At 60.0% G+C, this 26,207-nt stretch carries 25 protein-coding genes; 11 read left to right on the top strand and 14 right to left on the bottom strand.

The features are described from left to right. Window positions 1-9 precede the first annotated feature (9 nt). Genes C5748_RS06710 through C5748_RS06695 form a run of 4 tightly spaced genes read right to left on the bottom strand, consistent with a single transcriptional unit; the run spans window position 10 to window position 4,097 of the window. The gene (locus C5748_RS06710) at window positions 10-732 is read right to left on the bottom strand and encodes a heme-copper oxidase subunit III family protein (protein WP_105741165.1); all 723 of its coding nucleotides are present in this window, start codon (window positions 730-732) and stop codon (window positions 10-12) included. A gap of 11 nt (window positions 733-743) precedes the next feature. Then, window positions 744-1,451 carry a cytochrome c oxidase subunit 3 gene (locus tag C5748_RS06705; protein WP_105741164.1) on the bottom strand — a complete coding sequence of 236 codons (708 nt, stop codon included), beginning with the start codon at window positions 1,449-1,451 and terminating at the stop codon, window positions 744-746. Beyond that, the gene (gene ctaD, locus C5748_RS06700) at window positions 1,448-3,226 is read right to left on the bottom strand and encodes a cytochrome c oxidase subunit I (protein ID WP_105741163.1); all 1,779 of its coding nucleotides are present in this window, start codon (window positions 3,224-3,226) and stop codon (window positions 1,448-1,450) included. Before ctaD ends, C5748_RS06705 begins: the two co-directional genes overlap by 4 nt. 55 nt (window positions 3,227-3,281) lie before the next feature. Continuing rightward, on the bottom strand, window positions 3,282-4,097 hold the full coding sequence (locus C5748_RS06695; RefSeq protein WP_105741162.1) for a cytochrome c oxidase subunit II: 816 nt from the start codon (window positions 4,095-4,097) through the stop codon (window positions 3,282-3,284). 450 nt (window positions 4,098-4,547) lie between these two features. On the opposite strand from C5748_RS06695, the gene C5748_RS06690 reads away from it, so the two are divergent. Together C5748_RS06690 and C5748_RS06685 are read left to right on the top strand one after the other, a co-directional pair. Next, a complete protein-coding gene (locus C5748_RS06690) occupies window positions 4,548-4,799 on the top strand; it encodes a GlsB/YeaQ/YmgE family stress response membrane protein (protein WP_105741161.1) in 252 nt (83 codons plus the stop codon). A gap of 336 nt (window positions 4,800-5,135) precedes the next feature. Continuing rightward, window positions 5,136-8,999, top strand: coding sequence for an autotransporter outer membrane beta-barrel domain-containing protein (locus C5748_RS06685; RefSeq protein ID WP_105741160.1), 3,864 nt, complete (start codon window positions 5,136-5,138; stop codon window positions 8,997-8,999). Window positions 9,000-9,094: 95 nt separating this feature from the next. Here C5748_RS06685 and C5748_RS06680 read toward each other — a convergent pair whose 3' ends face one another. Both C5748_RS06680 and ggt read right to left on the bottom strand, forming a co-directional pair. After that, entirely contained in the window at window positions 9,095-9,379 is a 285-nt protein-coding gene (locus C5748_RS06680; protein WP_105741159.1) for a hypothetical protein, read from the bottom strand. A 400-nt stretch (window positions 9,380-9,779) separates the two neighbouring features. Beyond that, window positions 9,780-11,540 carry a gamma-glutamyltransferase gene (ggt, locus tag C5748_RS06675; RefSeq protein WP_105741378.1) on the bottom strand — a complete coding sequence of 587 codons (1,761 nt, stop codon included), beginning with the start codon at window positions 11,538-11,540 and terminating at the stop codon, window positions 9,780-9,782. 283 nt (window positions 11,541-11,823) lie between these two features. Here ggt and dnaJ point away from each other — a divergent pair, with 283 nt between their 5' ends. The 6 genes from dnaJ (at window position 11,824) to C5748_RS06645 (ending at window position 15,910) form a co-directional block, all read left to right on the top strand. Beyond that, the gene (gene dnaJ / locus C5748_RS06670) at window positions 11,824-12,951 is read left to right on the top strand and encodes a molecular chaperone DnaJ (protein WP_105741158.1); all 1,128 of its coding nucleotides are present in this window, start codon (window positions 11,824-11,826) and stop codon (window positions 12,949-12,951) included. 85 nt (window positions 12,952-13,036) lie between these two features. After that, window positions 13,037-13,636 (top strand): phospholipid N-methyltransferase PmtA, encoded by a 600-nt coding sequence (gene pmtA, locus C5748_RS06665; protein ID WP_105741157.1) that lies wholly within the window; start codon window positions 13,037-13,039, stop codon window positions 13,634-13,636. 21 nt (window positions 13,637-13,657) lie between these two features. After that, the gene (locus tag C5748_RS06660) at window positions 13,658-14,242 is read left to right on the top strand and encodes an NADPH-dependent FMN reductase (RefSeq protein ID WP_105741156.1); all 585 of its coding nucleotides are present in this window, start codon (window positions 13,658-13,660) and stop codon (window positions 14,240-14,242) included. Then, on the top strand, window positions 14,242-14,835 hold the full coding sequence (locus tag C5748_RS06655) for a histidine phosphatase family protein (RefSeq protein ID WP_105741377.1): 594 nt from the start codon (window positions 14,242-14,244) through the stop codon (window positions 14,833-14,835). The genes C5748_RS06660 and C5748_RS06655 overlap by 1 nt, the downstream gene beginning before the upstream one ends. Further along, on the top strand, window positions 14,828-15,592 hold the full coding sequence (pyrF, locus tag C5748_RS06650; RefSeq protein WP_105741155.1) for an orotidine-5'-phosphate decarboxylase: 765 nt from the start codon (window positions 14,828-14,830) through the stop codon (window positions 15,590-15,592). The genes C5748_RS06655 and pyrF overlap by 8 nt, the downstream gene beginning before the upstream one ends. Before the next feature lie 24 nt (window positions 15,593-15,616). Further along, window positions 15,617-15,910: a DUF1330 domain-containing protein gene (locus C5748_RS06645; RefSeq protein WP_105741154.1), complete on the top strand. Its 294-nt coding sequence runs from the start codon at window positions 15,617-15,619 to the stop codon at window positions 15,908-15,910. On the opposite strand, the gene C5748_RS06640 is transcribed toward C5748_RS06645, so the two are convergent. The 5 genes from C5748_RS06640 to C5748_RS06620 are packed head-to-tail and all read right to left on the bottom strand — an operon-like array spanning window position 15,907 to window position 19,503. Further along, the gene (locus tag C5748_RS06640; protein ID WP_146119487.1) at window positions 15,907-16,212 is read right to left on the bottom strand and encodes a hypothetical protein; all 306 of its coding nucleotides are present in this window, start codon (window positions 16,210-16,212) and stop codon (window positions 15,907-15,909) included. The genes C5748_RS06645 and C5748_RS06640 overlap by 4 nt on opposite strands. Before the next feature lie 60 nt (window positions 16,213-16,272). Then, window positions 16,273-17,148 carry an SMP-30/gluconolactonase/LRE family protein gene (locus C5748_RS06635; protein ID WP_105741152.1) on the bottom strand — a complete coding sequence of 292 codons (876 nt, stop codon included), beginning with the start codon at window positions 17,146-17,148 and terminating at the stop codon, window positions 16,273-16,275. Further along, window positions 17,148-17,795 (bottom strand): 2-dehydro-3-deoxy-6-phosphogalactonate aldolase, encoded by a 648-nt coding sequence (locus C5748_RS06630; RefSeq protein ID WP_105741151.1) that lies wholly within the window; start codon window positions 17,793-17,795, stop codon window positions 17,148-17,150. Before C5748_RS06630 ends, C5748_RS06635 begins: the two co-directional genes overlap by 1 nt. Next, window positions 17,792-18,739, bottom strand: a complete 948-nt coding sequence (locus tag C5748_RS06625; RefSeq protein WP_105741150.1) for a 2-dehydro-3-deoxygalactonokinase — start codon at window positions 18,737-18,739, stop codon at window positions 17,792-17,794. Before C5748_RS06625 ends, C5748_RS06630 begins: the two co-directional genes overlap by 4 nt. Next, the gene (locus tag C5748_RS06620) at window positions 18,736-19,503 is read right to left on the bottom strand and encodes an SDR family NAD(P)-dependent oxidoreductase (protein ID WP_105741149.1); all 768 of its coding nucleotides are present in this window, start codon (window positions 19,501-19,503) and stop codon (window positions 18,736-18,738) included. Before C5748_RS06620 ends, C5748_RS06625 begins: the two co-directional genes overlap by 4 nt. Before the next feature lie 177 nt (window positions 19,504-19,680). Here C5748_RS06620 and gshB point away from each other — a divergent pair, with 177 nt between their 5' ends. Both gshB and C5748_RS06610 read left to right on the top strand, forming a co-directional pair. Then, window positions 19,681-20,622 (top strand): glutathione synthase, encoded by a 942-nt coding sequence (gene gshB / locus C5748_RS06615; protein WP_105741148.1) that lies wholly within the window; start codon window positions 19,681-19,683, stop codon window positions 20,620-20,622. A gap of 312 nt (window positions 20,623-20,934) precedes the next feature. Continuing rightward, window positions 20,935-22,467, top strand: coding sequence for a YifB family Mg chelatase-like AAA ATPase (locus C5748_RS06610; protein ID WP_105741147.1), 1,533 nt, complete (start codon window positions 20,935-20,937; stop codon window positions 22,465-22,467). A gap of 60 nt (window positions 22,468-22,527) precedes the next feature. Here the strand turns inward: C5748_RS06610 and C5748_RS06605 are convergent, their stop codons facing one another. From C5748_RS06605 to C5748_RS06595, 3 genes are all read right to left on the bottom strand, one after another. Beyond that, window positions 22,528-23,145 (bottom strand): transglutaminase-like cysteine peptidase, encoded by a 618-nt coding sequence (locus tag C5748_RS06605; RefSeq protein ID WP_105741146.1) that lies wholly within the window; start codon window positions 23,143-23,145, stop codon window positions 22,528-22,530. Window positions 23,146-23,394: 249 nt separating this feature from the next. Then, window positions 23,395-24,672, bottom strand: a complete 1,278-nt coding sequence (locus C5748_RS06600) for a polyhydroxyalkanoate depolymerase (protein WP_105741145.1) — start codon at window positions 24,670-24,672, stop codon at window positions 23,395-23,397. 315 nt (window positions 24,673-24,987) lie between these two features. After that, window positions 24,988-25,341: a septal ring lytic transglycosylase RlpA family protein gene (locus C5748_RS06595; protein ID WP_105741144.1), complete on the bottom strand. Its 354-nt coding sequence runs from the start codon at window positions 25,339-25,341 to the stop codon at window positions 24,988-24,990. Window positions 25,342-25,779: 438 nt separating this feature from the next. Between C5748_RS06595 and C5748_RS06590 the strand changes: the two genes are divergently transcribed. Continuing rightward, a complete protein-coding gene (locus C5748_RS06590) occupies window positions 25,780-26,187 on the top strand; it encodes a YbaN family protein (RefSeq protein ID WP_105741143.1) in 408 nt (135 codons plus the stop codon). Window positions 26,188-26,207 lie beyond the last annotated feature (20 nt).

Here is a 26,207-nt window from a genome sequence, read left to right as displayed (position 1 = left end):
CCCTGACCCTCACCAGAGATAGAAGAAAGCGAAGATGAACACCCACACCAGATCGACGAAGTGCCAGTAGAGGCCCATGATTTCGACGGTCTCGTAATGACCCTTTCTGCTGGTGAAGAAGCCGCGTCTTTCGACATCGAAATCTCCACGCAGAACCTTGCGGGCGATGATCAGGAGAAAGATGACGCCGATTGTCACATGGGTGCCGTGAAAGCCGGTGATCATGAAGAAGGTCGAACCGAACTGCGCCGCACCCCATGGGTTGCCCCAGGGCCGGACCCCTTCCATGATCAGCTTGGTCCATTCGAAGGCCTGCATGCCGACGAATGCCGCGCCGAAGGCTGCCGTCACCAGCATCAGGACAGCCGTCTTGCGGCGGTCGCGACGGTATCCGTAATTGACGGCCATGGCCATCGTTCCGCTGCTTGAGATCAGCACGAAGGTCATGATCGCAATCAGGATCAGGGGGATTTCATGCCCGCCGATCGTCAGCGCGAAGACCTCGCTGGGGATGGGCCAGGGTACGGTCGTGGACATGCGCGCCGTCATATAGGCCAGCAGGAAACAGCCGAAGACGAAGGTATCGCTCAGGAGGAAGATCCACATCATGGCCTTTCCCCAGGAGACGTTCTTGAACGTCCGCTGATCCGACGCCCAATCGGCGGCGATGCCGCGCAGCCCTCCGGGCCTTGGGAGAACTTCACCGGTATTCGTTTGTGTGGTTTCAGACATCCCCAACCCCCTCATGTGAGCAACTGACGGCAGATATCGATGAAATCATTCGCCCAGCCGGCGAAGAGGGCAAACAGGATGAGCCAGACGAACAGCATGAAATGCCAGTACATGGCGCAAAGCTCCACGCTCAAGCGCAGCTTGTCCTGCTGCACAGCACCGTTCCAGGTCCTGAGCGTTGTCCGGCTCAGCACGACGAGCCCGCCGATGATGTGCAGGCCATGCATTCCGGTGATCATGTAGAAGAAGCTGTTCGCCGGATTGTCGGCAAGGACGTAACCTGCCGCCACCAGCTCCCGCCACGCCAGGACCTGCCCGACCAGAAACAGCACGGCTGTCGCAAGCGCTGCGAGAAGCGCCATTTTCACGGCTTCGTCGTGGCCTTCCCGTATCTCGGTCTTCGCCCATTGCAGCGCGACGCTGCTCAAGCCCAGCGCGACCGTATTGACCCAGAGCAGTTTCGGCACCGGGACCGCCCACCAATCGGCCATGTCCATGCGCATGAAATAGGCGCTGATGAAAAGCGCGAACAAAGCGCCGACCACGGCGAGAAACACGCCGAGGCCGATTTTCTCGATTGCCAGGGATGATCCGTCCCTGCCGGGTGCGTCGCCGGCGCGGCCCACCTCCAGCCAGGGCTTCGACGTCAGCCTCTGCTGCGCCATCCACCAGGTGATGATTGCGGCGATCCCGGCCATGAAGATGAGGATGGCGCTCATGTCAGCGCTCCTCTGGATAGCCTGTCGGGTGCCGGCTGGTTCTGCGGGATGAAATCCTCCGCGGCACCGGGAACGCTGTAATCATAGGCCCAGCGATAGACGATCGGCAATTCCTTGCCCCAATTGCCATGGGCCGGCGGTGTCTGCGGCGTCTGCCATTCGAGCGTCGTCGCCCGCCACGGATTGCCGCCCGCCAACTTGCCTTTGAACAGGCTCCACGCCAGGTTGAACAGGAACAGCATCTGGGCGGCGCCGACAGCCAGCGCCATCGCGGTGATGAAAATGTTCAGCGTCTGCGCCGATGGTGGATTGAAGATCGTCTCGCCCATTTCATGATAGCGCCGCGGCACGCCCATCAGTCCGAGATAATGCATGGGGAAGAAGATCGCATAGGCGCCGAGAAACGTGATCCAGAAGTGGATATGGCCCATCGTCTCGTTCAGCATGCGTCCGGTGACCTTGGGGTACCAATGATAGATCGCCCCGAAGATCACCATGATCGGCGCGACGCCCATCACCATATGGAAATGCGCGACGACGAACATCGTGTCCGAAAGCGGAACGTCGACCACGACATTGCCGAGGAACAGACCCGTCAACCCGCCATTGACGAAGGTGACGATGAAGCCGAGGGCAAACAGCATCGGCAGCGTCAGGTGAATATCGCCCCGCCACAGCGTGAGCACCCAGTTGTAAACCTTGATGGCGGTGGGAACCGCGATGATCAGCGTCGTGGTGGCGAAGAAGAAGCCGAAGGTCGGGTTCATGCCGCTGACATACATATGGTGCGCCCAGACGATGAAGCTGAGCGCGCCGATGACCACGATCGCCCACACCATCATGCGATAGCCGAAGATATTCTTCCGCGCATGGGTGCTGATCAGATCGGAGACGATGCCGAAGGCCGGCAGGGCGACGATATAGACTTCCGGATGGCCGAAGAACCAGAACAGGTGTTGGAACAGGATCGGGCTGCCGCCGCCATGCTGCAGACGCTCGCCCATTTCGATGATGGCGGGCATGAAGAAGCTCGTCCCGAGCAGCCGGTCGAACAGCATCATCACCGCGGCAACGAAGAGCGCGGGAAAAGCCAATAGCGCCATGACGGTGGCGGTGAAAATCCCCCATATCGTCAGCGGCATGCGCATCAGTGTCATGCCGCGCGTCCGTCCCTGCAGGACGGTGACGACATAGTTCAATCCGCCCATGGTGAAGCCGATGATGAACAGGATCAGCGATACCAGCATCAGGATGATGCCCCAGTCCTGCCCTCCCGGAGTGCCGGACAGGACCGCTTGCGGCGGGTAGAGCGTCCAGCCGGCGCCCGTTGGTCCACCGGGTACGAAGAAGCTGGCAACCAGCACCAGCACGGCCAGCAGATAGAGCCAGTAGCTCAGCATGTTGGCGTAGGGAAACACCATGTCGCGCGCGCCGAGCATCAGCGGGATCAGATAATTGCCGAACCCGCCGAGAAACAGCGCAGTGAGGAGATAGATCACCATGATCATGCCGTGCATGGTGATGAACTGGTAATAGCTCTCCGCGTCGATGAAGGTGAACGTGCCGGGAAAGGCCAGCTGCAGGCGCATCAGCCATGACAGAACCAGCGCGACCATCCCGATCGATATGGCCGTCATGGAATATTGGATGGCGATCACTTTGGCGTCCTGGCTGAAGACGTATTTCGTCCACCAGCTCTTCGGATGGTAAAGCTCCACATCTTCGGTTTCGGCTGGCGGGATGGCTTCGTCTATGCCGGATTGGATCTCGACCATCTTTACACCTCCCTGTCGTTCTAGCCGCCTTCATCCTCCAAGCGGCCGTGCCTGCTCAATTCGCTGCCTGTGCTTCTCCGGATGCCGTCAGTTGATTGAATGTCGGCTGCTCCTGCAGCCATGCCTGGTAGTCCGCCTCACTCTCGATCACGACGGTTCCGCGCATTTGCGGATGACCGACGCCGCAAAGTTCGGCGCAGAGAATCTCGAAGGTTCCCGTCCGTGTGGGCGTGAACCAGAAATAGGTCACCATCCCCGGAACCATATCCATCTTGGCTCTGAACTCGGGCACATAGAAATTGTGCAGGACGTCGATGGAGCGCAGCAGCACCTTGACGGGCTTGCCGACCGGCAGGTGCAATTCTCCGCCTTCTATGATGATGTCGTCGAGACCATTGGCGTCGTTCTTGTTGAGGCCCAGCGAATTGTCCATGGCGACGCTGCTGATTTCCGATGTGCCCAACTGCCCGTTGCTTCCGGGAAGCCGGAAGCTCCACAGCCATTGCTGGCCGACGACTTCCACCTCGGTGGCGTCGTCGGGGACGGTGACGAACTGGTGCCATACGAAAAGGCCGGGTGTCAGCATTGCCACGACGCCTACGGCCGTCACCGTGGCCAGCCACCATTCCAGCTTGCGGTTCTCCGGTTCATAGGCTGCGCGGCTTCCGGGCCGGTGGCGAAAGCGCAGGACGCAATAGGCCATGAACAGCACGACCGCGACAAAGACGATGCCGGTGATCCAGAATGTAATGATGATCGTATTGTCGATATAGTTCCAGTTGGACGCTATCGGCGTCCACCACCACGGACTGAGCAGATGGAATAATACGGACCCGACCGCCAGGACAACCAGAACCACGACTACAGCCATTTTCTTGCCCCTCCCTGCCTTGACCGGCTGTGGACACGAACCCGCAATCTGTAGAAATTCCGCAGCTAGTATCTCATGAACGGGAAATTCAGGCAATTAGCCCGGCCATATCGGCCTGAGCACCTGTGCATAGAAGCGGGCGCCGTTGCAGGAGGCGGAGTCGAAAGGGGATGGTCTGGCGAGCGGATAAGCAGCTGATTGCGGCCAGAACCGGGTTACCAGTTCACCTTCGGCACCTATGAACTCGACGGAAGGCGTTCGACCGGGCATGGAAGCGGGAATGATCCGCGTCTCGCGCAGATGCCTGTGGGACCCGTTGATTCGGGTGTTTTCTCCGACCGCTGCCGGGGTTATGATCGTGCGTCGGCTCTCCGGCTTAACGGGGAGATAACCCGGCTAATATCTTTGCTCATAAACCATTTCGATAAATCAAGGACGGGAGACACTTAAATGGAAAATGCTGGCGTCGGCTGGATCGCAGCAATCATTATCGGCGGCATTGCCGGTTGGCTCGCTGAAATGGTCATGAAGAGCAATATGGGCCTCATCGCCAATATCCTTCTCGGTATCGTTGGAGCCATTATCGCAAATGCGCTCCTGGGGCTCGTCGGTGTCACTCTTACCGGCTGGATCGGATATCTCGTCGCGGGCTTCGTCGGCGCATGTATTCTGATCGCTCTTGGACGGGTTATCCGGCGATAGAAGCCGTCTGATCCACATATGATCGACATGGCCGCCCCGGCCGCTCCTACTATATGAGATTGGCCGGGGCCGCATCTCTATAGGGTTCGGTGACGCTTCTTGATCGCGACGCGATATTCGCGAGCGCTATCCCTGTTATCGCATTTTCGCGCCCGACTTCTTCCCTCTCTTTTCATGCAATCTGAGTTTCAGGCCGGTTTATCCAACCGTGGCTGCCCGATGGATTTGTGCACCCACAGAGTTGGAGTTGCGGACCATTCGCGCAAGAACATACAACCATCGCGAGTTTCATTTAAATTATTTTACCTCATAAATTGTTTTTAAGGATTCCAGAAAGTGACGCGTATAAACCTGTCCGATCCAATCTTTTTGAACTCCGATGCTTGCCACAACATCCCAAAGCACAAGCCATCGCGCCAGAACAGGTATTTCAAGCTCGTTTTTCTGCTTCTGGGCAGCACCGCTATTCTGCCCGCATTGTTCACGACTGGCGCGCAGGCGGCATGTGGCGGGACCGCAATCTGCGTGACGCGCACCACCGACACGGGCGATGCGAACGTTACCGGCAGCCTGAGCTGGGCGATCAGCCAGGCCAATAGAGGCGGCGATCAGACGATCGCCTTCGATCCCGATGCTTTTGCAGGGAAGGATCCGAGGCTGACCCTGACCGGTACCAATGCGCAGACGACGCGCATCGCGGCCGGCGTCACCATCGACGGCTCCGGCGTGCCCGGCCTGACGATCGATGGCAGCAATCAGCGCGAGATCTTCTTCGTGCGCCCGGACAATCCCGGTTCCGGCAGCCCGATCGACGTCAACATACGCAACCTCAACCTGGCCAATGGCCGCGCCAAAGGCGGTGATGGCGGTTCAGGCATAAACAATACTGGGTATTCGTCAGGCGGCGGCATGGGAGCCGGCGGCGCTCTCTTTGCCGGCAAGGGCAGCAATGTCACCATCGAGAATGTCAATCTGGCGGGAAACAGGGCGCAAGGCGGCAATGCAGGCACGTCGGGGCAAAATTGCTGTACCCCTACCGGGACCGGTGGCGGCGGGTTGAACGGTGGCAATGGCGAAGCCAATACGGGAGGGCACGGAGGTGGAGGCGGCGGCTTGGGCGCCGGCGCCAACGGCGCAAACCACCGTGGCGGCGGACCGGCTGGCGGCGCGCAGGGTGGCGGCAATGGCGGAAACTATTCCGGCGGCGGTGGGGGCAATAATGGGAAGGGCGGGAAGGGCGGCTTTGGCGGCGGTGGCGGTGGCGGGGATGCCGGGCTTAATCCCGCAGGCGGTGGAGATGGCGGCTTCGGCGGCGGCGGCGGCGGCGCTGGCGGTATTGACGGCGTGTATAGCAAGGGCGGAAACGGTGGTTTTGGCGGCGGCGCCGGCGGCAATGCCCGCGGCGAGGGATCGACGGCAGGATATGGCGGCGGGCACTCAGGAATCAATGCTGGCGGCGGCGGTGCCGGATTTGGCGGCGCTGTATTTACCGAGGATGGTGGCTCCCTTACATATAAGGGCAAGGGCACCTTGTCCGGCGGCTCGGTATCCGGCGGCAATGGATATTTTGGCGGTAACGGTCTCGGGCTCGGCAGCGGCGTCTTTCTCAATGGCACGAATTCGCTGACTGTCGCTGCCGACGAGGGTGAAACCATCACCATCTATGACGATATCGTCAGCGACGCCTATAACGGCCCCGGTTTTGCGAACAATGCTGATCCGGCAGGCGACGGGGTGGACCACGGCGTCATTCATAATGGCAAGGGCACGCTGGCTTTGAGGGGAAACAACACCTATGTGGGCGGCACGACGATAAACAGCGGTAAGGTCAACGTCGCCGCTGACAAGAATCTCGGCCACGCCAGCGGCGGAGTGAGAATCGACGGCGGTGTCCTGCAGTTCGCAGAGAGCTTCGATTCGAACCGCAAGATCACGCTGGGCAAGAAGACCGGCAGCGACAACGCCTCGAACCGCAGCCTCATGTCCGCCGCGAAGGACAGCACTGCCGAAAATAACAACATCATCGATACGCAAAATAACAATATCACTTTGAATGGCGTGATCGATGGTTCCGGACCTTTGACCAAGATAGGAACCGGCGCGCTGACGTTGACGGCTGTCGATACCTATACGGGCGACACCAATATCGACCAGGGCGCGCTGAAGCTTGCCGGCAGTGGCAGCATCGCGCAGTCGAACCGGGTCAAGGCGGATACGGTATTCGATATATCCGGCGTGAGTGGTCCAAGCTCGACGATCCGCAGCCTCGCCGGCGGAAAGGCAGGCCAGGTCCATCTTGGCGGCAAGGATCTCATCCTCTCCAATGCCAATGATATGTTCGAAGGTGTCATCGATGGCGCGGGCGGCCTTGATGTCGACGGCGGATGGGAGACGCTGACCGGCGCCAACACCTATGCGGGCGGTACGACGATCGGCAAGGCCGCGGTTCTCCAGCTCGGCAATGGCGGCAACTCCGGCAGCATCACCGGCGATGTCGACAATGACGGCACGTTCATCTTCAACCGCTCCGACGCCTATACGTTCGAAGGCGATATTTCCGGAACCGGCGATCTGCACCAGATCGGTTCCGGCAAGACGATCCTCACCGGCAAGAACGATTATTCCGGGATAACGACGGTCGATATCGGCACTTTGGCCGCGGGAGCGCGCGAGACTTTCAGTGCTAATTCCGACCATATCGTCAAACAGCGCACGGTTCTTGAACTGGCCGGCTATGACCAGACGGTGAAATCGCTCGCCAATGCCGGTCTGGTCGATCTGGGCGGCAAGCCGGGAACGGTCCTGACTGCGCGCGAGGCCTATACCGGCCAGGACGGATTTGTGCATTTCAACACCGTGCTGGAGGGCGATGATGCGCCGACCGACCTGCTTCGCGTCGGCGGCGGTACATCGGGAACGTCCAACGTCATCATCACCAACATCGATGGCAAGGGAGAATTGACCCAGGAGGGGATCAAGATCATAGATGTCGACGGAGCGTCCGACGGTACGTTCCAACTGGTCGGCAACTATCAGGCCAAAGGCAAGCAGGCGATCGGGTTCGGCGCCTATAGCTATAGCCTGGAGAAGAACGGGATTGCCACGCCGGCCGATGGCGATTGGTATCTGCGCGGAACCTATCAGCCCGGCGTGGCGCTCTACGAGGCTTATCCACAGCTCCTGCTGGCGATGAACACGCTGCCGACCCTGAAGCAGCGCGTCGGCAACCGCTACTGGTCGGGTGCCGGAAACCTGATGATCGAACAGGGTGACGGCCCCGGCATCGCCGACGTGCCGCCCACCCCGGATGCCGCCGTATCCGCGGTCAGCGGCCCTCTGGTGGAACGGCAGGCCGTATGGGGCCGGATGGAGGCGTCTCGTGGCACAATGCGTCCCGATACATCAACGAGCAAAGCCGACTACGATCAGACACTCTGGAAGGCGCAAGCCGGACTGGACGGCCAGCTCTACGAAAATCAAAGCGGCGTCGTGATAGCTTCGCTCACCGGCCATTACGCCACCGGCACGGCGGACGTGTCCTCGCCCTATGGTGACGGCAAGATCGACACCAAGGGTTACGGGGTCGGCGGCGCGCTGACCTGGTATGGTTATGACGGGTTCTATCTCGACGGTCAGGCACAGGCGACCTGGTACAAGACCGATCTCACCTCCTCGCGGCTCGAAAGCAGCATGGCATCGGGGCTGAAGGGCTTCGGCTATGCGGTCGGGCTCGAGACTGGACGGCGTTTTGATCTCAATGACAATTGGACGCTGACGCCGCAGGCGCAACTGGTCTATTCCAGCATCGACTTCGACGATTTCGTCGATCGTGTGCCCTTCCTTGCGAATGTATCGCTGCTCCGCGGCGACAGCCTTCTCGGCCGGACGGGCCTGCAGCTCGATTATCAGCATAGCTGGCAGGCCGGCAACGGCACCACCAGCCGCATCAGCGCCTATGGTGCCGGCAATTTCTACTACGAGTTCCTCAACGGAACGGAGGTGAGCGTCGGGAGTACCAGGAAGGTCAATTTCGCCAGCGAGAACGATCGTATCTGGGGCGGCATCGGCCTTGGCGGTTCCTATAACTGGTCTGACGATCGCTATTCGCTCTATGGCGAGGCCTTCGCCCGCACAAGCCTGGCCGATTTCGGCGACAGCTATTCCCTCGGCGGTACGCTGGGCTTGCGCATCAAGTGGTGAGGACCCGGTAAGGTAAGCATCGGTAGACAAGCGTGCATTAGAACAAGGGCGGTGAATTCATCTTCGCCGCCCTTGCGCATGCGATGACCATTGGATCAAAGATCATCCTGGATCTTTGGTGAAGCGTCGCTGAAACGGTTCGCGGCTGGATTGTCCATGGCGGCCGGCACACGGTGAGCCGAAGGCTCTGCCCATACGCCCATATCGCTGGCGCCGATATCGCTGGTCGCCGTATAGTCGATGGCGGGCTGTGCCATATGGTCGGTGCCAAGCTGGGTGGGATCCTGCAAATAGGCCGGAATTCCAAGATTCGGGTTCTCGGCGAAAGCCGCACCTGCACTGAAAGCCAAGGCAGCAATGGTAAGGGTGAAAGTTTTCATTATACGTATCCCTGCTTCTGCGACGGAACCATTTCGCGTCGTCACGGACGGAAACTGCCACGCATTTCAGCAAGGGTGAAAATAAAAATACACTAAGTGGTTGCATTTCTTCGGGGCTGGTTAAGAAAGCATTCCATGCAGACGTACAATAAATGACATATTATGCTGAGTTTATATCTTCTTTAGCGAGGAATGAGTGAAGTATTATATATGTCGTATATCCATTCCAGCCATGTTTTTTTCGTTTCAGTCGTGACATGGCATGGTCTGTATTTATCTTTATTTCCGTCATATGAAAGTTGATGGCTTTCCTTGTCGGATAAACGCCCCATGACGATATCTATATTTGAACTCCCTCATGATTGCCCGATAATTCAAGCCAGGAGAGCCGCGCCGCTTTTTAATAACCACGCGCGGCGCCCGAAGCTGCGCGGCTGTCGATCGCGCCATAGTAGCGGCCGCTGCCGGCCTCTTCGCTGTTGGCTTGCTCCATGTCGGCGAGGCTCTTCCCGCCGACCAGTATTCCGGCAGCCTTGCCCCATATCGTCCATCTCTCATCGACATCGATGTCATGCCCCATGCCGGCGAGTAGACGGCGCGTGTCGGGTGACAGCGCATAGGGTTCCATATAGACCTTGTCGGGCAGCCATTGGTGATGGATGCGTGGCGCATCGATCGCTTCCTGGATATCCATGCCATGATCGATCACATTGATGATCGCCTCGAGCGTGATGGTGATGATGCGTGCGCCGCCCGGGCTGCCGATGACCATGAACGGCTTGTCGTCTTTGGCGATGATTGTCGGGCTCATCGATGACAGTGGCGTTTTCCCTGGTGCTATGGCGTTCGCCTCGCCCTGCACAAGGCCGTAAAGATTGGGAACCCCCGGCTTCGCGGTGAAATCGTCCATCTCGTTGTTGAGGAGAATGCCGGTTCCCGGTGCGACGACGCCGGCACCGAACGAGCCATTGAGCGTATAGGTGACCGCGACGGCATTTCCTTCGTCGTCGATGATGGAATAATGCGTGGTTTCCGTGCTCTCGCCGAAACCTTTCGGCATCAGTTCCTGCGATACACCGGCCTTGAACGGGCTGATCTGCTCGCGGATTTCCTTGGCGTAGCGCTTGTCGAGCAGTTTCCCGATCGGATTTTCGACGAAGTCCGGGTCGCCCAGCGCCGTGTTGCGGTCGACATAGGCGTGGCGCATCGCCTCGATCATGACATGCACCGTGTCGGCCGAACCATAACCGAGATAGGAGATCGGATAACCCTCGAGAACGTTGAGGATTTCGCAGATGATCACCCCGCCGGAACTGGGTGGCGGTGAGGAAAAGATGTCATAGCCGCGATAATTGCATTTTATCGGCTCCAGTTCCCGAACGTCATATTGTTCGAAATCTTGGCTTGCGAGGATGCCCTTCCCATCCTGGCTCGCTTTCACGATCGCATCCGCGATCGGCCCCTTGTAGAAGGCGTCGGGTCCTTGTTGCGAAATGCTGGAGAGCGATGCGGCGAGATCCGCCTGAACCAGCGTCTCGCCAAGCGCATAGGGTTTGCCGTCCGGCTTGAAGAAAATGGCCGCGGCCGCTGGGTCCTTCGCAAGCTTTTTGGCGCCGTCGGCAAGCGAAGCGATATCGCCTTCTTCCAGGACGAAGCCGTCTCTGGCGAGCTTGATTGCCGGCTCCATCAGCTCTTCCCGCGATTTTGTGCCATATCGGGTCCGGGCTGTCTCGAAACCGAGCACCGAGCCGGGCACTCCCACGGCCAGATATCCATCGGTGCTCAGGCCTTTTACCGGATTGCCCTTGTCGTCGAGATACATCGTCCTGGTCGAGGCGCGCGGCGCACGCTCGCGAAAATCGAGGAAAGTCGTCTTTCCGTCCTTGAGACGGATGGTCATGAACCCGCCGCCGCCGATATTGCCTGCCGTGGGATAGGCGACCGCCAGCGCATAACCGACGGCAATGGCCGCATCCACGGCATTGCCGCCCTTCTTCAGGACATCGACGCCGATATCCGATGCCAGATGCTGGGCTGTGACCACCATTCCGTGTTCGGCTTCGACCGGTTCGGGAGAGGCGGCGTAAACCTCCGCAAGCGGAGACAGGCTGAGGACAAAGGCGAAGACGACGGCAACCGCTCGCTTGTAGGGATCGTGCATGTTCATTCCTCCGCAGACGATGGCGTGGGGCAGGTTCGGGTGTGAGATAGGTTCGGAGCTTGTGTGCCCGACGTCAAGTCCAGGAAAGTGGAAGCTGCTTTTCCCACGACACCCCGGCGCAAAGGCCGCGAAAGATGATGCGAATCACCGAGATAGAATTTCTGTTCTGCTATGGCATTCGCCGCGCGGAACGCCTAAATAGCGGTCTTAGCCGATTTTCACTCGGAAGAGAGGACGCCATGATTTATGGCTGCATGAATATTGCCATCGGGATGACTGGTTTATGAAGCCTGACTACTACGAAACGCTCGGCGTCACCAAGGGCGCGGACGAAAAGACCCTGAAAAGCGCCTTCCGCAAACTTGCCATGCAGTTTCATCCGGACAAGAATCCCGGAGATCACGAGGCCGAGCGCAAGTTCAAGGAAATCGGTGAGGCTTACGAGACGCTGAAGGACCCGCAAAAGCGGGCCGCCTATGATCGTTTCGGTCATGCCGCTTTCGAGAATGGCGGCGGCTTCGGCGCCCAAGGTTTCGGTGGAGCCGGCGGCTTTGCCGATATTTTCGAGGATATTTTCGGCGAGATGATGGGCGGCGGACGCCAACGCCGCGCCAATGGACGCGAGCGCGGCGCCGACCTTCGCTACAATATGGATATCTCGCTGGAGGAAGCCTTTACGGGCAAGACGGCGCAGATCAGGGTGCCGACCTCCATCGTCTGCGAGGACTGTTCGGGCACCGGCGCAAAACCGGGCACGCAGCCCGTCACCTGCTCGATGTGCGGCGGCGCTGGGCGCGTGCGCGCGGCGCAGGGCTTTTTCTCCATCGAGCGGACCTGTCCCTCGTGCAACGGGCGCGGCCAGATCATCAAGGATCCATGCACGAAATGCGCAGGCCAGGGCCGCGTCATCCAGGAGCGTTCGCTTTCGGTCAATATTCCGGCGGGCATCGAGGACGGCACGCGCATACGCCTGTCCGGCGAGGGCGAGGCGGGGCTTCGCGGCGGTCCGTCGGGTGATCTCTATATTTTTCTCTCGATCAAGCCGCATGAATTCTTCCAGCGCGACGGGGCCGATCTCTATTGCAAGGTGCCCATCTCGATGACCACGGCAGCACTTGGCGGCCAGTTCGAGGTATCGACGCTCGACGGCACGCAGACGCGCGTGAAGATCCCCGAAGGCACGCAGAACGGCAAGCAGTTCCGCCTCAAAGGCAAAGGGATGCCTATCTTGCGTCAGCCGGCGCTCGGCGATCTCTATATCCAGATCGCCATCGAGACGCCGCAAAATCTTACCCGGCGTCAGCGCGATCTCCTGGAAGAATTCGAGAAGATCTCCTCGAAGGACAACAGCCCGCAGTCCACCGGCTTCTTTGCGCGAATGAAAGAATTCTTTGAAGGTATCGGCGAATAATCGTCTAGACTAGCCGTGATGCCTTGCTTCCGTCATGCAAAGCGTCATAAATCTGCCCGATAATGACATTTGGGAGCAGTACGCCATGGCAGGACCACTCAGCAAGAAGCTTGCCGAGAAGTTCGATGAGGAAATCCGTTTCTTCAAGGGATGGATCGACGGTCCGAAGGCGGTTGGCGCTATCCTGCCGACCAGCTCGATCACGGCGCGCCGCATGGCAAGCGTCATCGACCTCCATTCCAGCCTCCCGGTGCTGGAACTCGGGCCGGGAACCGGCGTCATCACCAAGGCGATTCTGCAGCGCGGTGTGAAGCCGTCGGATCTCTATTGCGTCGAATATTCGGAGGATTTCGCCCGCCACCTGCGCGAGGATTTCCCCGACGTCAACATCATCCAGGGCGATGCCTTCGATCTCGGCACGACGCTCGGAGAGCATAAGGGTCTCGTCTTCGACAGCGTCATCTCCGCCGTGCCGCTTTTGAGCTTTCCGGTCGAAAAGCGGGTGGCGATCCTCGAGGATTTGCTGAACAGGATTCCCGAGGGACGTCCGGTGATGCAGATCACCTATGGACCGCTGTCGCCAATTCCAGCCGGGCGCGGAAATTATATCGTCCAACATTATGATTTCGTCATCCGCAATGTTCCGCCGGCGCGGCTATGGGTCTATAAACGCGGACGCACCTGATCTTTTCCCCGCAGGATAAATATGGCTCCCAGGATTCTCGTCTTTTCCGGATCGATCCGCTCGGGCGCCTATAGCGGCAGGACGGCGGATGCCGCGATGAAGGAACTGGCGCTTCAGGGTGCCGAGGTCACGCGCATCTCGTTCGCCGATTATCCCCTGCCGATCATGGATGAGGATCTGGAGAAGGAAAAGGGCATCCCGGAAAACGCCGTGCGGCTCGGGCGCATGTTCGCCGCCCATGAAGGGCTGCTGATCTGCTCGCCCGAATATAATTCCTCCATCCCGCCGCTCCTCAAGAACACCATCGACTGGGTCAGCCGCATCTCGCGTGACGGCGAGCGGGTGCTGAAGCCCTATGCCGGCAAGATCGTCGGGCTCTGTTCCTCGTCGGATGGCAATCTCGCCGGCATTCGCGGCCTTTATCATCTGCGCTCGGTGCTGATGAATGTCGGCACGCAGATCATCACCGAGCAATGCTCCGTCGCCCATGCCTCGGAGGCCTTCAACCAGGATGGCTCCTTCAGGGAGGAGCGCATGGCCAGGGCGATGGCAAAGGTCTGCCGCTCGCTGATCGAGCATGTGCACATGGCATCGTTGCGGCGATGATGCGCTTCTATTACATCACCCATCCTCAGATCGTCATGGACCCGGCGATCCCGGTCCCGCAATGGGGATTGTCGCAGACGGGAAGAGCGCGGCTCGAGGCCATTTGCGACAGGCCATGGGTGCTCTCGCTCACGCGGATATTTTCCAGCGACGAGAAGAAGGCGCTCGAGACGGCGGAGATACTGGCGCGCGGCTCCGGCTGTCCGATCGAGATCGACGCCATGATGGGCGAAAACGATCGCGCGTCGACCGGCTTCCTGCCGCCGCCTGAATTCGAAAAGGCGGCCGACCGGTTCTTCGCCGAGCCTGAACTGAGCTTCAACGGATGGGAACGGGCGGTGGACGCCCAGGCCCGCATCGTCCAGGCTGTCGAAACCGCGATTGATCACTCGTCCGGCAATGAGCCCGTGGCATTTGTCGGCCATGGCGGCGTCGGCACGCTTTTGAAGCACCATCTGGGCCGCACCCCGATTTCGCGCATTCGCGACCAGCCGCCTGGCGGTGGAAATATCTTCGCCTTCCGACTTTCCGACCGAGCTCTCTTGTGCGATTGGGAACCCCTGGAAACATTCAGCGGTGATTTTCATGAATGAGAATAGTGGGGATGAGAATGCAGTGCGCGACCGGCTCATCGTCGGCCTCGATGTCCCGACGGTAAGAGAAGCCGAAGCCGTCGTCGCGGCCTTGGGCGAAACGGTCTCCTTCTACAAGATCGGTTATCAGCTCGTCTTCGCGGGCGGCCTGGATTTTGCCGGTGATCTCGTCCGGTCGGGCAGACAAGTCTTTCTCGATATGAAGCTGCTCGATATCGACAACACGGTCGCAAAGGGCGTCGAGAATATCGTCAAGATGGGCGTCTCGATGCTGACGCTGCACGCTTATCCCAAGGCAATGCGCGCCGGTGTCGAAGCGGCGAAGGGTTCCGACCTCTGCCTTCTGGGCGTTACGGTGCTCACGTCCATGGACGGCGAGGATCTGATCGAAGCCGGCTATCATGATGATCCGCAGGCGCTGGTTCTCAGGCGTGCCGAGCAGGCGCGCGAGGCGGGTATGGGCGGCATCGTCTGCGCCGCGCCCGAGGCATCCGCCGTACGTCGCATCATCGGCCCCGACATGGCGCTGGTCACACCCGGCATCCGCCCCGCAGGCGCCGAGAAGGGCGACCAGAAGCGCGTCATGACGCCGGCCGAGGCCTTGAAGGCCGGCTCAAGCCATCTCGTCGTCGGGCGTCCCATCGTCGACGCGGCTGACAAGCAGGCCGCCGCACGCGCTATTCTCAAGGAAATGGCGATCTCTGAGCGTAAGCCTAGGAAAGTGAGGGATCTCGGCTTTCCCTCCCGCTTTGTCTAAAATGTGAACTGGAGGAGAAAGAGCATGGCCAAAGGCTATTGGATCGCACGCGTCGACGTCAGGGATGCCGAACGCTACAAGGATTATGTCTCGACAGCCAAGCCCGCCTTTGAGCGCTACGGCGCCAAGTTTCTGGCGCGCGGCGGCACGGCACATGCCGTCGAGGGGACGGGCCGCGCCCGCAACGTCGTCATCGAATTTCCGTCCCTCCAGGCCGCGCTCGATTGCTACAATTCACCGGAATATCAGGCCGCGAAGGCGATCCGTCAGACGGTTGCGGACGGCGAAATCGTCATCATGGAAGGCTACGACGCTTAGAACCCTCGCGATGCCGCGAACGTCCGGCCAGTCGACGATTGCGGTTCGCCGGTCACTGCTTTCACCGCGCGTTGCGGAGGCGGCGTCGGCGACTGCTCGCTACGGGTGATCAATTGGCAATTGCTCCCAAGCATCTTCCATGAGCTGTTGTTGAGCACTTTTTCGCAGCGTGCGAGCTGCGGTCCCGTGGATAGCTTGAGGCAGACCTGCTCGCCCTCATTGTAGCGCAGGCCATTGCCGAGGCACTGGCAGTCCGCGAAAGCGGGCTGCGCAAGCAAAGTACCGGCAATAGCCAAACGCACGCGCATCCTCATGATTGACGATATCACGCAGCGTCGAATTGCGCCACGCGGTTCGTGCGATCAAAGCCTGACGGGTCGATCGAAAATTCCCTGCACGGCGATATCGAGGAGCAAGGGCCGGCCGGCATAAGGATCGGCGTCGCGATCGCTCCGGCTCATGCCTTCCCGGGCCGTCGAGACGAGAAGCCGGTCGGCATCGGGGCCGACGAAGGCTGGACAGGATGGCTGCAGGGTCGGCACCGGAACGGAACGGATCAGCCTGCCCTCCGGCGAATAGGCGTTGACGCTTCTCCCACCCCAGCAGGCATTCCAGAGAACGCCATTCGCATCAACGACGGAGCCGTCCATGCCACCCTCTTCCACGCGATGATGAAAGACGCTTCTTTCGCTGGTCGGCAGGCCCGTTTCGGGATCCGTATCGACGCGCCACAGGATGTTTTTGTCGGTATCGGCGAAATAGGCGATGCGACCGTCTGGCGAAAAGCAGATCGAGTTGGTGATGGTGATGCCGGAGAAGAGCTGGCGGACTTCGCCCTCGCGATACCACCAGATCGAGCCGGCTCCGTCCTCGGCTCGTCTGCCCATCGTTCCCATCCAGAAGGCGCCGGATGGGTGGACCCGCGCATCATTCGAACGGGTGATCGGATTGTCGGCCTCGATCGCCTTGTGAAGCGTCAGCCTGCCGCTTTCGCGGTCGCGGATGAACAGCCCCTTCTCGGTCCACAGGAGTTGGCTTTTCGCATCGATGACGGCGAGTGCGCTCGCCATCATGCCGAGCTCCTGGACGCGCGTTTCGCCATCGGGCCAGCTTTTCTGCATCAGCTTGCCCGCCAGGATATCGAACCACCAGACCGTGTTGGTCAGCGGATCGTAGCCCGGCCCTTCGCCGAGTTCGCAGACGATTTCGGAAAAGACGATTATATCTGATTCGGTCATCACGCTGCTCCTGCATAGACCGCGTCATAGGCGCGGATCGTCAGACGGGCACGCTCCGCCACATCCGCTGCATTCATGCCCGGTCTGTAGATGCTGGAGCCGAGGCCGAAGGCACGTATGCCCACCCCGGCATAGGCGGCGAAGTCGCCCTCGGCAACGCCCCCGACCGCGCCGATCACCGTTCCTTTCGGCAGAATAGCGCTGATCGCCTTGATGCCGTCGGGCCCAAGCACATTGGCGGGGAAGAATTTCAGCCCGGAGGCGCCCGCCTTCAGCGCGGCAAGTGCCTCGCTCGGCGAGAAAACGCCTGGTAACGTCACCATGCCGGACGCCGCGGCGGCGGCGATGACCTCCGCATCGACATTGGGGCTCACCATCAGCCGTCCGCCCACGGTTTGAAGCCGTGCGACATTGGCCGGGCTTAGCACCGTGCCCGCCCCGACCAGCACATTGGGTGGCATTGCCTTTGCCACCATTTCGATGGAACGGAACGGCTCCGGCGAGTTGAGCGGTATTTCGATCGCCTCGAAGCCCGCATCGGCCAGGGCATGGCTGATATCCACGGCCTCTTGCGGCTTGATGCCGCGCAGGATGGCGATCAGGTCGCGCTTCAGCTTCGGCCAGGCGATGGAGGGAGCATGTATCATGCTGTCGTTTCCTTTCTGGAGAACCACAGGCCTGCGGCGGCGGCATGCAGGCCCTTCCTGACCGCATCGTCGGCGTCGATCGTTTCACAGTCAAATCCCGCCGCGCCGAGCGCCTTGCGATAGAGCCGTTCCATGCGTCCCGATGCGACCAGCTGCACGGTCTTGATCTCGGCAGGCGCCTTGGCGCGGGCATCGGCTGCTTCCGTGCCGATCACCATGCCGGAAAGCCGCGCTGCTGCCGCGTCTTCGCTCTGTCCGTCCAGCAGCATCGCTGCCCTGATCTCGAAAAGCGTGCCGAGCAGGCTGAAATCAGGCGCGAGCGCCAGCGCCAGGCCGGCGCTAAAGCCGGGATGATCCGCATCGATACCGTCGGCATCCTGGCCGATGGAATGACGCAGGATCGATTGGTTGCAAAGCAGCGCGTAGAGCTCGCCGGTCAGATAGGTGGCGAACCGGGATACTTTTCCGCCTTCCAGATACACCCATTTGGAATGGGTGCCGGGCATGGCGACGAGGCCGGAAAAGCCCGGCTTGCCGTGGACGAGGCCGAGAAGCTGGGTTTCCTCGCCGCGCATGACATTCGGCCGTGCGCCCTGCTGTGCCAGGCCCGGCACGATGCGGATATCGCGTCTGGTATCGATGATGCGCGCTGAAGCCGCGAGAATGGCCGCCGGATCGGCTGGAATATCCACATAGGACGCTTCCATCCAGCCTTGCCGCGACCCAGCCATGCCGCAGACGACAACAGGCAGGTCGGCCGGCGCCCCGACCGCTGCGAGATGACCTTCGAGAACCTGCGAGAATCCGTTTGTGCGCGAAGCGTCGAGCCCATCGTCGCTGCGCCTCTCGGCCAGCACATTGCCGGCTCTGTCCATCAGCCAGAGCCGGAACCGGCTCGTGCCCCAGTCGGCACCGGCGAAGGCGGGCTCTCCGTCTTTGCTCACAAATAGCCTCCGTCGACGATCATCGTCTGCGCGGTCAGCATGCGGGCGGCGTCGGAAGCGAGAAACAGGCAGGGCCCGACCATGTCGTCCGGCTGCACCTCCTCCTTGAGGCACTGCTTGCCGAGATGGGCGTTGAGGCTTTCGTCCGTCACCCAGAGCGCCTTCTGGCGCTCCGTCATCACCCAGCCGGGCGCAATCGCGTTGACGCGGATTTTATCGGGTCCGAGCGCTCCGGCAAGACCTTTGGTGAGGCCGATGACGCCGGCCTTCGCCGCCGTGTATACGGGCAGGTCGCCCTGGTTGATCATGAAGGAAATGGAGGTGAAATTGACGACGGCGCCGCCGCCGGCTTGTCTCATGCCGGGCAGCACCGCCTGCACCGCGAAGAACTGCGGGCGCAGATTGATCGACTGGTTCAGGTTCCAATATTCTTCCGTCACGTCCTCGACGGTGTGCCGGTCGTCCCATGCGGCGTTGTTGATGAGAACGGTAACAGGGCCATTTGCCGCCTCGGCTTTCGCCACTGCATTGCGCAGCGCGTCGAGATCGCGCAGATCCGCGTCGAGATAGAGCGGCCGCTGGCCATATTTCTTTTCCAGCCGGTCGACGAGCGCCGTGGAGGGCTCTGCGGCGATGTCGATGAAGGCGACCTTCGCGCCTTGCGCGACGAAGCCTTCGGTGAGAGAGGCTCCGATGCCGGAACCGCCGCCGGTAATCAGGACGGAACGGTCCTTCAGGTCGGGAAATATGGTTGATGGCAGCATGAAGGCTCCTCCCAGGCTGGGCTTGCATAAATTACCTATCGGCTTTTGGCCGGCCCGAACCGCTTAGCGGAATTCAGCCATATCGTATAGTATGATAAATAAAAATTCCTGTTATCGCAGCGCCGACCGTGACAGGTTGTGCTCCGTTTCGACTGTAGCGAATCGCCGAGGACAATCATGGCAATGAAAATCGCGGTCCAGATGGACCATATCAATTCCATCAAAATCTCAGGCGATACCACATTCGCGCTTTGCCTCGAGGCAGCGCGGCGCGGCCACACGCTTTTCCACTACACAGCGGACCGTCTTTCCATGCGTGACGGCGTGGTCTCGGCTCGTGTCGAGAGCCTCGAAGTGCGTGACGTCGAGGGTGACCATTTCACGCTGGGCGAGCCCGAACGCCGCGATCTCTCCGAAATGGATGTGGTCCTGCTCCGCCAGGACCCGCCCTTCGACATGAACTACATCACCACGACCCATCTTCTGGAGCGCATCCACCCAAAGACGCTGGTGGTCAATGATCCGGCCTGGGTGCGCAACAGCCCGGAAAAGATCTTCGTCACCGAATTCCCCGATCTGATGCCGGAAACGCTGATTACCAAGGATCCTCAGGAGGTGGCGGATTTCCGCCGCGAATTCGGCGATATCATCCTGAAGCCGCTCTACGGCAATGGCGGCGCCGGCGTGTTCCACATGGCCAATGGCGACCGCAATCTCGCCTCGCTGCTCGAGATGTTCGCCCAGATGTACCGTGAACCGTTCATCGTCCAGCGCTATCTCAAGGACGTGCGAGCCGGCGACAAGCGCATCATCCTGATCGACGGCGAACCGGTCGGCGCGATCAACCGCGTGCCCGCCGAGCATGACGCCCGCTCGAACATGCATGCGGGCGGCAAGGCCGAAGCATCCCGATTGACGAAACGCGAACATGAAATCTGCGCCCGTATCGGCCCATCGTTGCGGGAGCGCGGCTTCATCCTTGTCGGCATCGATGTCATCGGCGATTACATGACTGAGATCAATGTCACCTCGCCGACCGGCATCCGCGAAATCAAACGCTTCGGCGGGGCGGATGTAGCAGCTCTTTTCTGGGATGCTGTCGAGGTCAAGCGCCGGTAAGCGATATAGAAGCTCATCTCGAATTCACCCGGCGATGTATTACTCCCCGAGCGGTTTCCACTTTGATGGAGGCTGTTCATATTTGTTCTTGAGCATATACAAATATAAACCAGGTTCATTTTCCTGTATTCGCTTCGTCTCCCCTTTTGTTCTGCCGATGCAACTCCACACATCCGTTAAACGCCCTGTAGGTTGTTTTCGTTCTGCAAACGTTCTTGCGGCTTCGACCGATCTATGCTTATCTCGCGCAATTGAGTGATGTAGGATTTTCCGCGAAGGGCGGCGGGGAGTGTGTTTGGGGGCGGCGGCAAAATGGTATCGCGGGTCAGCACCGTAGCGTTTCAGGGGGTCGAGGCGGTCACCGTCGATGTCCAGGTGATGGTCGCGCCTGGCAAGATGGGCATGTCGATCGTTGGTCTGCCCGATAAGGCAGTGGCCGAAAGCCGTGAGAGGGTGCAGGCGGCACTTCATGCCTCCGGCCTTTCAATGCCGCCGAAAAAAGTGACGGTCAATCTCGCCCCCGCCGATCTGCCGAAGGAAGGTTCTCATTACGATCTGCCGATTGCGGTTGCCCTGATGGCGGCGCTGGGCGCCCTTCCCGGCGATGCCCTGCAATCCTATGTGGTTCTGGGCGAGCTCTCGCTTGACGGAACCATCAGCGCGGTTGCCGGCGTCCTGCCTGCCGCTATCGGCGCCAACCGCCAGGACAAGGGGCTGATCTGCCCTCATGCCTGCGGGCCGGAGGCCGCATGGGCGGGCGCCGAGATCGACATTCTGGCGCCGCGCAGCCTGATTGCGCTCGCCAATCATTTTCGCGGCACGCAAGTTTTGTCGCGTCCCGAACCGGTGATGCGCCCCAGGGCGGACGATCTGCCCGATCTTGCCGATATCAAGGGGCAGGAGACGGCGAAGCGCGCACTTGAAGTGGCCGCGGCGGGCAATCACAATCTGCTTCTGGTCGGGCCGCCGGGATCGGGCAAATCGATGCTGGCGCAGCGTCTGCCCTCCATCCTGCCGCCGCTTTCACCGCGCGAATTGCTGGACGTGTCGATGATCGCGTCCATTGCCGGCGAACTGACTGGTGGAAAACTCTCCGATCGCCGGCCATTCCGTGCACCCCATCACTCCGCCTCGATGGCGGCGATGGTCGGCGGCGGCTTCAGGGCGAGGCCGGGGGAAGTGTCGCTTGCTCATAATGGCGTGCTGTTCCTCGACGAATTTCCCGAATTCACGCCGCAGGTTCTCGATTCGCTGCGCCAGCCGCTGGAAACGGGCGATTGCATGATCGCGCGCGCCAACCACAGGGTCAGCTATCCCGCTCAGATACAGCTTGTCGCGGCGATGAACCCGTGCCGCTGCGGTATGGCGGGCGAGCCGGGCCACCGTTGCGCGCGGGGGCCGCGCTGCCAGGCGGACTATCAGGCACGGATTTCAGGCCCTCTGCTCGACCGTATCGATCTGCGCATCGATGTGCCGGCGGTGTCGGCGGCCGATCTCATCCGCCCCTCGCAGGCCGAGAACAGCAAGGTCGTGGCGGAGAGAGTGGCGCAGGCCCGGGCAATCCAGAAGAACCGCTATGAAGCGCTGGGGCTTTCCAATGTTTCGACCAATGCGCATTGTTCCGCAGCCCTGATCGAACGGATCGCCGCGCCCGATGCCGGCGGAACGGCGCTTCTGCGCGATGCCAGCGAGCAGATGAAATTCTCCGCCCGCGCCTATCACCGCATCTTGAAGGTGGCGCGCACACTGGCCGACCTCGATGGTGCGGAGACGGTCGGACGGTTGCATCTCGCCGAGGCGATTTCCTATCGCATGGGCGGTGAAAGGCTTATGTCGGCGGCATGAACCGCTGACAATTCGCACAGAAGCTCCCGCAGGCGGCGGAGCATCCAGGGATGCAGGAAACTACTGAACCGAGCCGACCAGCAGATTGCTCGGAGCCTCGATGCTGACCCAGCGGCCGCTATAGTTTGCCGCCTGGCGTTTCAGATAGGTGTAGTTCGTCTGCTGCCAGTTCTTGATCTCGTCGGTCAGATTGTCGAGGATGAAATCGCCGCGATCGGTGCGGACCGTCAAAACGGCATGGCCTTCGCCGTCACGCTTGCGGACCACGGTGATCAGGAGGGCGCCAAGGGAAATCCCTGTCTGCGCAAGTTCACGGCGCTTCAGGAGCACGTAATCCTCGCAGTCGCCGAAGAGTTTTGGATAGGCCCAATACTCTTCCTTGCCGTAGATTTCCTTGTCGGTCAGCGGCTTGATGCGCTCATTGACCGAGGCATTGACGGTGACGAGGCGCTGCCAGACGTCATGTGTCAGGCTCAGAGGCGAAGTGTCCTTGGTGCGGACGGAGCACTCCTGCGGCAGACGTTTGCAGAGTTCGTAATGGCCGATCGGCTGTGAGCTCAGGCCGCCAATACGCATAAAGTCGTCAGACGCAGCCGACGCTCCGGAGGAGCCGGAAAAAAGCGCACCGGCAAGCATTGCTGCCCCAATCGCCCCGCAAGACCATACGCCCCTGAACATACACACCACTCCGCCGCACGCTTAATCGTTAACAAAACGTTAAAGGTTGAGGAGGAGGAGAGTCAATTCATAATGCCGTCACCAAACTGCTCAATTCGGCTTATGGTTACCACGCGAGACTGCCGTAAAGGCGCAACTTAATGGGGAGAATGCGGGATCCAGGTCCGTCCGCCGCCGGATAAAAATCCGATCGTCGAGCGCTGGCGGGATGAAAGGAACAACAGAGCTTTTCGCGCTGAGGTAGAAGCCTCAGCGCTTGCGGGAGCGCTTTTGCGCCGAAGCAGCTGGCTTTGGCGATGGCTTTTCGCTTGCGTGAATGAAATCAACGATGCGCGGCGCGATCTCGTTGCGAAAGCGCGAGCCGTTGAACACGCCGTAATGGCCGACCTTGGGTTGCAGATAATGCATCCGGCGCTCCGCCGGGATATTGACGCACAGCGTCTGCGCCGCTTCGGTCTGGCCGACGCCGGAAATATCGTCGTTCTCGCCTTCCACCGTCAGCAGCGCCACATTCCTGATGGCGGAAAGATCGACACTGTTGCCGCGATGCTTCATCTGGCCCTTCGGCAGATCGTGGCGGATGAAAACCGTCTCGACGGTCTGCAGGTAGAACTCCGCCGACATATCCATCACCGCCAGATATTCATCGTAGAAATCGCGGTGCTTTTCGGCGGGTTCGCCATCTTCCTTCACCAGATGGAAGAAGAATTCCTTGTGTGCGGTAATGTGCCGGTCGAGATTCATGCTCATGAATCCCGACAATTGCAGGAAGCCGGGATAAACCGACCGCATGACGCCGGGATGCGGCCACGGCACGGGCATGACGACATTGTCGCGGAACCAGCCGATGTCCTTTTCCGCCGCTAGTCTGTTGACGGCGGTCGGATTGATGCGGGTGTCGATCGGCCCGCCCATCAGCGTCATCGACGAAGGCGCGAACCGGTCGCCGCCTTTTTCCATCATCGCCACGGCGGCCAGAACCGGCACCGACGGCTGGCAGACGGCGATGACATGGGTATTCTCGCCGAGAGCGTGGAACATCTCGATGATATAATCGATATAGTCGTCGAGATCGAACGGGCCGTCGCTCAGCGGCACCATGCGTGCATCGACCCAATCGGTGATGTAGATCTCCGCATGCGGCAAAAGGGTTTCCACCGTTCCCCGCAGAAGCGTCGCGTAATGGCCGGACAGGGGCGCGACGAGCAGGATCTTCGGGTCCGCCGCACGGCTCTTCGCCACGTCGCGCCGGAAATGCAGAAGATTGCAGAAGGGCTTCCGCCAGACGATCTCTTCCGTCACGGCCACGGTCTTTCCATCGACCCTGGTTTCCGGAAGATTGAAGGTCGGCTTGTCGTAACGCCGCGTGGTGCGCTCGAAAAGCTCCATCAGCGCGGCCATCGAGCGGCCATAGGAACTCTGTGAGATCGGGTTGAAAGGGTTTTCGAAAAACAGCTTCGTCGCGTCCGCTAAGGCCCGGTAGGGCTGCAGCGCAGCGTGATTGAGTTCATAAAGCTGATAATACATTTTCCAAACCTCTTCGGCGGTAAAAATAGAGATACCGGAAAACTTTAACCGAAACAGCGTTTCTCCTTCCTGAACATAGTGCAATATGGCGATATTGCAATGCACACATTCTTGAGCGGATTTGTTGCTGTGCACCAATCGACCGCCGTTCGCGCCGCCACAATCCCGCCAATGCCGTGATGCTTGCCTGTTCCGGAGACGATGCATCGGCCGGTGCCAATCTCGAACATGGCATAGAAGACGCTGCCGGGAAGGATGAGGTCTGGCTGAACCCGACGCGCTGGTTCATCGAACGGCTGGAGCGCGAGATATTTCCTACAGCCGGTCGAGACAGACCTTTGCATGGCCTGCGTTGATAAAGCCGAGGCGCCGTGCCGCGCCTTTTGACAGGTCGAGAATGCGTCCCTTGATGAACGGGCCGCGATCGTTGATACGCACGACGAGCGATCTGCCGTTTTTCTGGTTCGTCACCTTCACCTTGCTGCCGAGCGGCAGCGTGCGGTGCGCGGCCGTCATCGCCGCCGGGTTCATCCGTTCGCCGGACGCCGTGCGCGAGGTGAGGGCGTACCAGGAGGCCCGGCCGCATTGGGCTGACGCCTCGATGGCGGTTGCAGAAAGAATGCCGGCCGCCATCGCAGCCAGAAGAGCCATGCGCATATTGAAACTCATGTCGTCCCCGTTGGAAGCAAAGATTTGCTGCAGTGGAAATGTGGCGAGAAATGGCTTCACATAGAATTACGAAGTGATTCAGAATTGTGATGGCGCGGGAAAAATATCATGATCGTAAATATATATAGGAAGAAGTGCGGATATATTGCTTCATTGTTACATGAGGGATGCTGAATCTGTTTTTCAGAATCGATATAACGGGGTGAATTTCGAGAAGCTGAATGGTTTTAATAGCTGATTTCCAAATAATGTCCGCCTTTGCATACGGATCGCACACCTTCTCCACGGAATGTTTATTTGAACGGCAAGTTCTTCTCTGGACTGCTCAAACAGTCGGAATCCGGCATTTTTTTCGCGCATCTGCCGATTTTCCCTCTATAGAGCCCCCTTTATAGAGCATATGTTTGAGCGAAAGCGGCGAAGGGAGCTTGCATCCAGATGAAACCGGATGGTGGGAAGAGTGAGGTGGAGCGCCGGCAGCTGTCGGGCACGCTGCGCTGGGCCTATCTTTTCCTCGGCTTCCTGATGCTCGCGCTCGGCGGGATCGGGGCGTTCCTGCCCGTCATGCCGACGACGATCTTCATCATCCTTGCGGCGTGGTTCTTCGGCAGGTCATCGCCCAGGATCGAGGCATGGCTGCTCGACCATCCCACGTTCGGCCCGCTCCTGCGAAAATGGCGTGACAAGGGTGCAATTCCCCGCAGGGCCAAGATCGCGGCCTCGGCGGGAATGATTGCCGGTTACGGGCTGTTCTGGTGGAGCGCCCGCCCGGGGTGGCCGCTTGCAACAGGGGTAGCGGTGCTCATGCTATCGTGTGCCGCCTTTGTCCTGTCGAGACCGGACTGAAGGCGTTGATCGCCTGAGCT

Origin of the sequence: Phyllobacterium phragmitis (genome assembly GCF_002980495.1) — a bacterium.
In the GTDB taxonomy this organism is placed as follows: Bacteria; Pseudomonadota; Alphaproteobacteria; order Rhizobiales; family Rhizobiaceae; genus Paramesorhizobium; species Paramesorhizobium phragmitis.
Note: the sequence above shows the minus strand (reverse complement) of the source record. Positions and strands in the feature narration are given on the sequence as shown.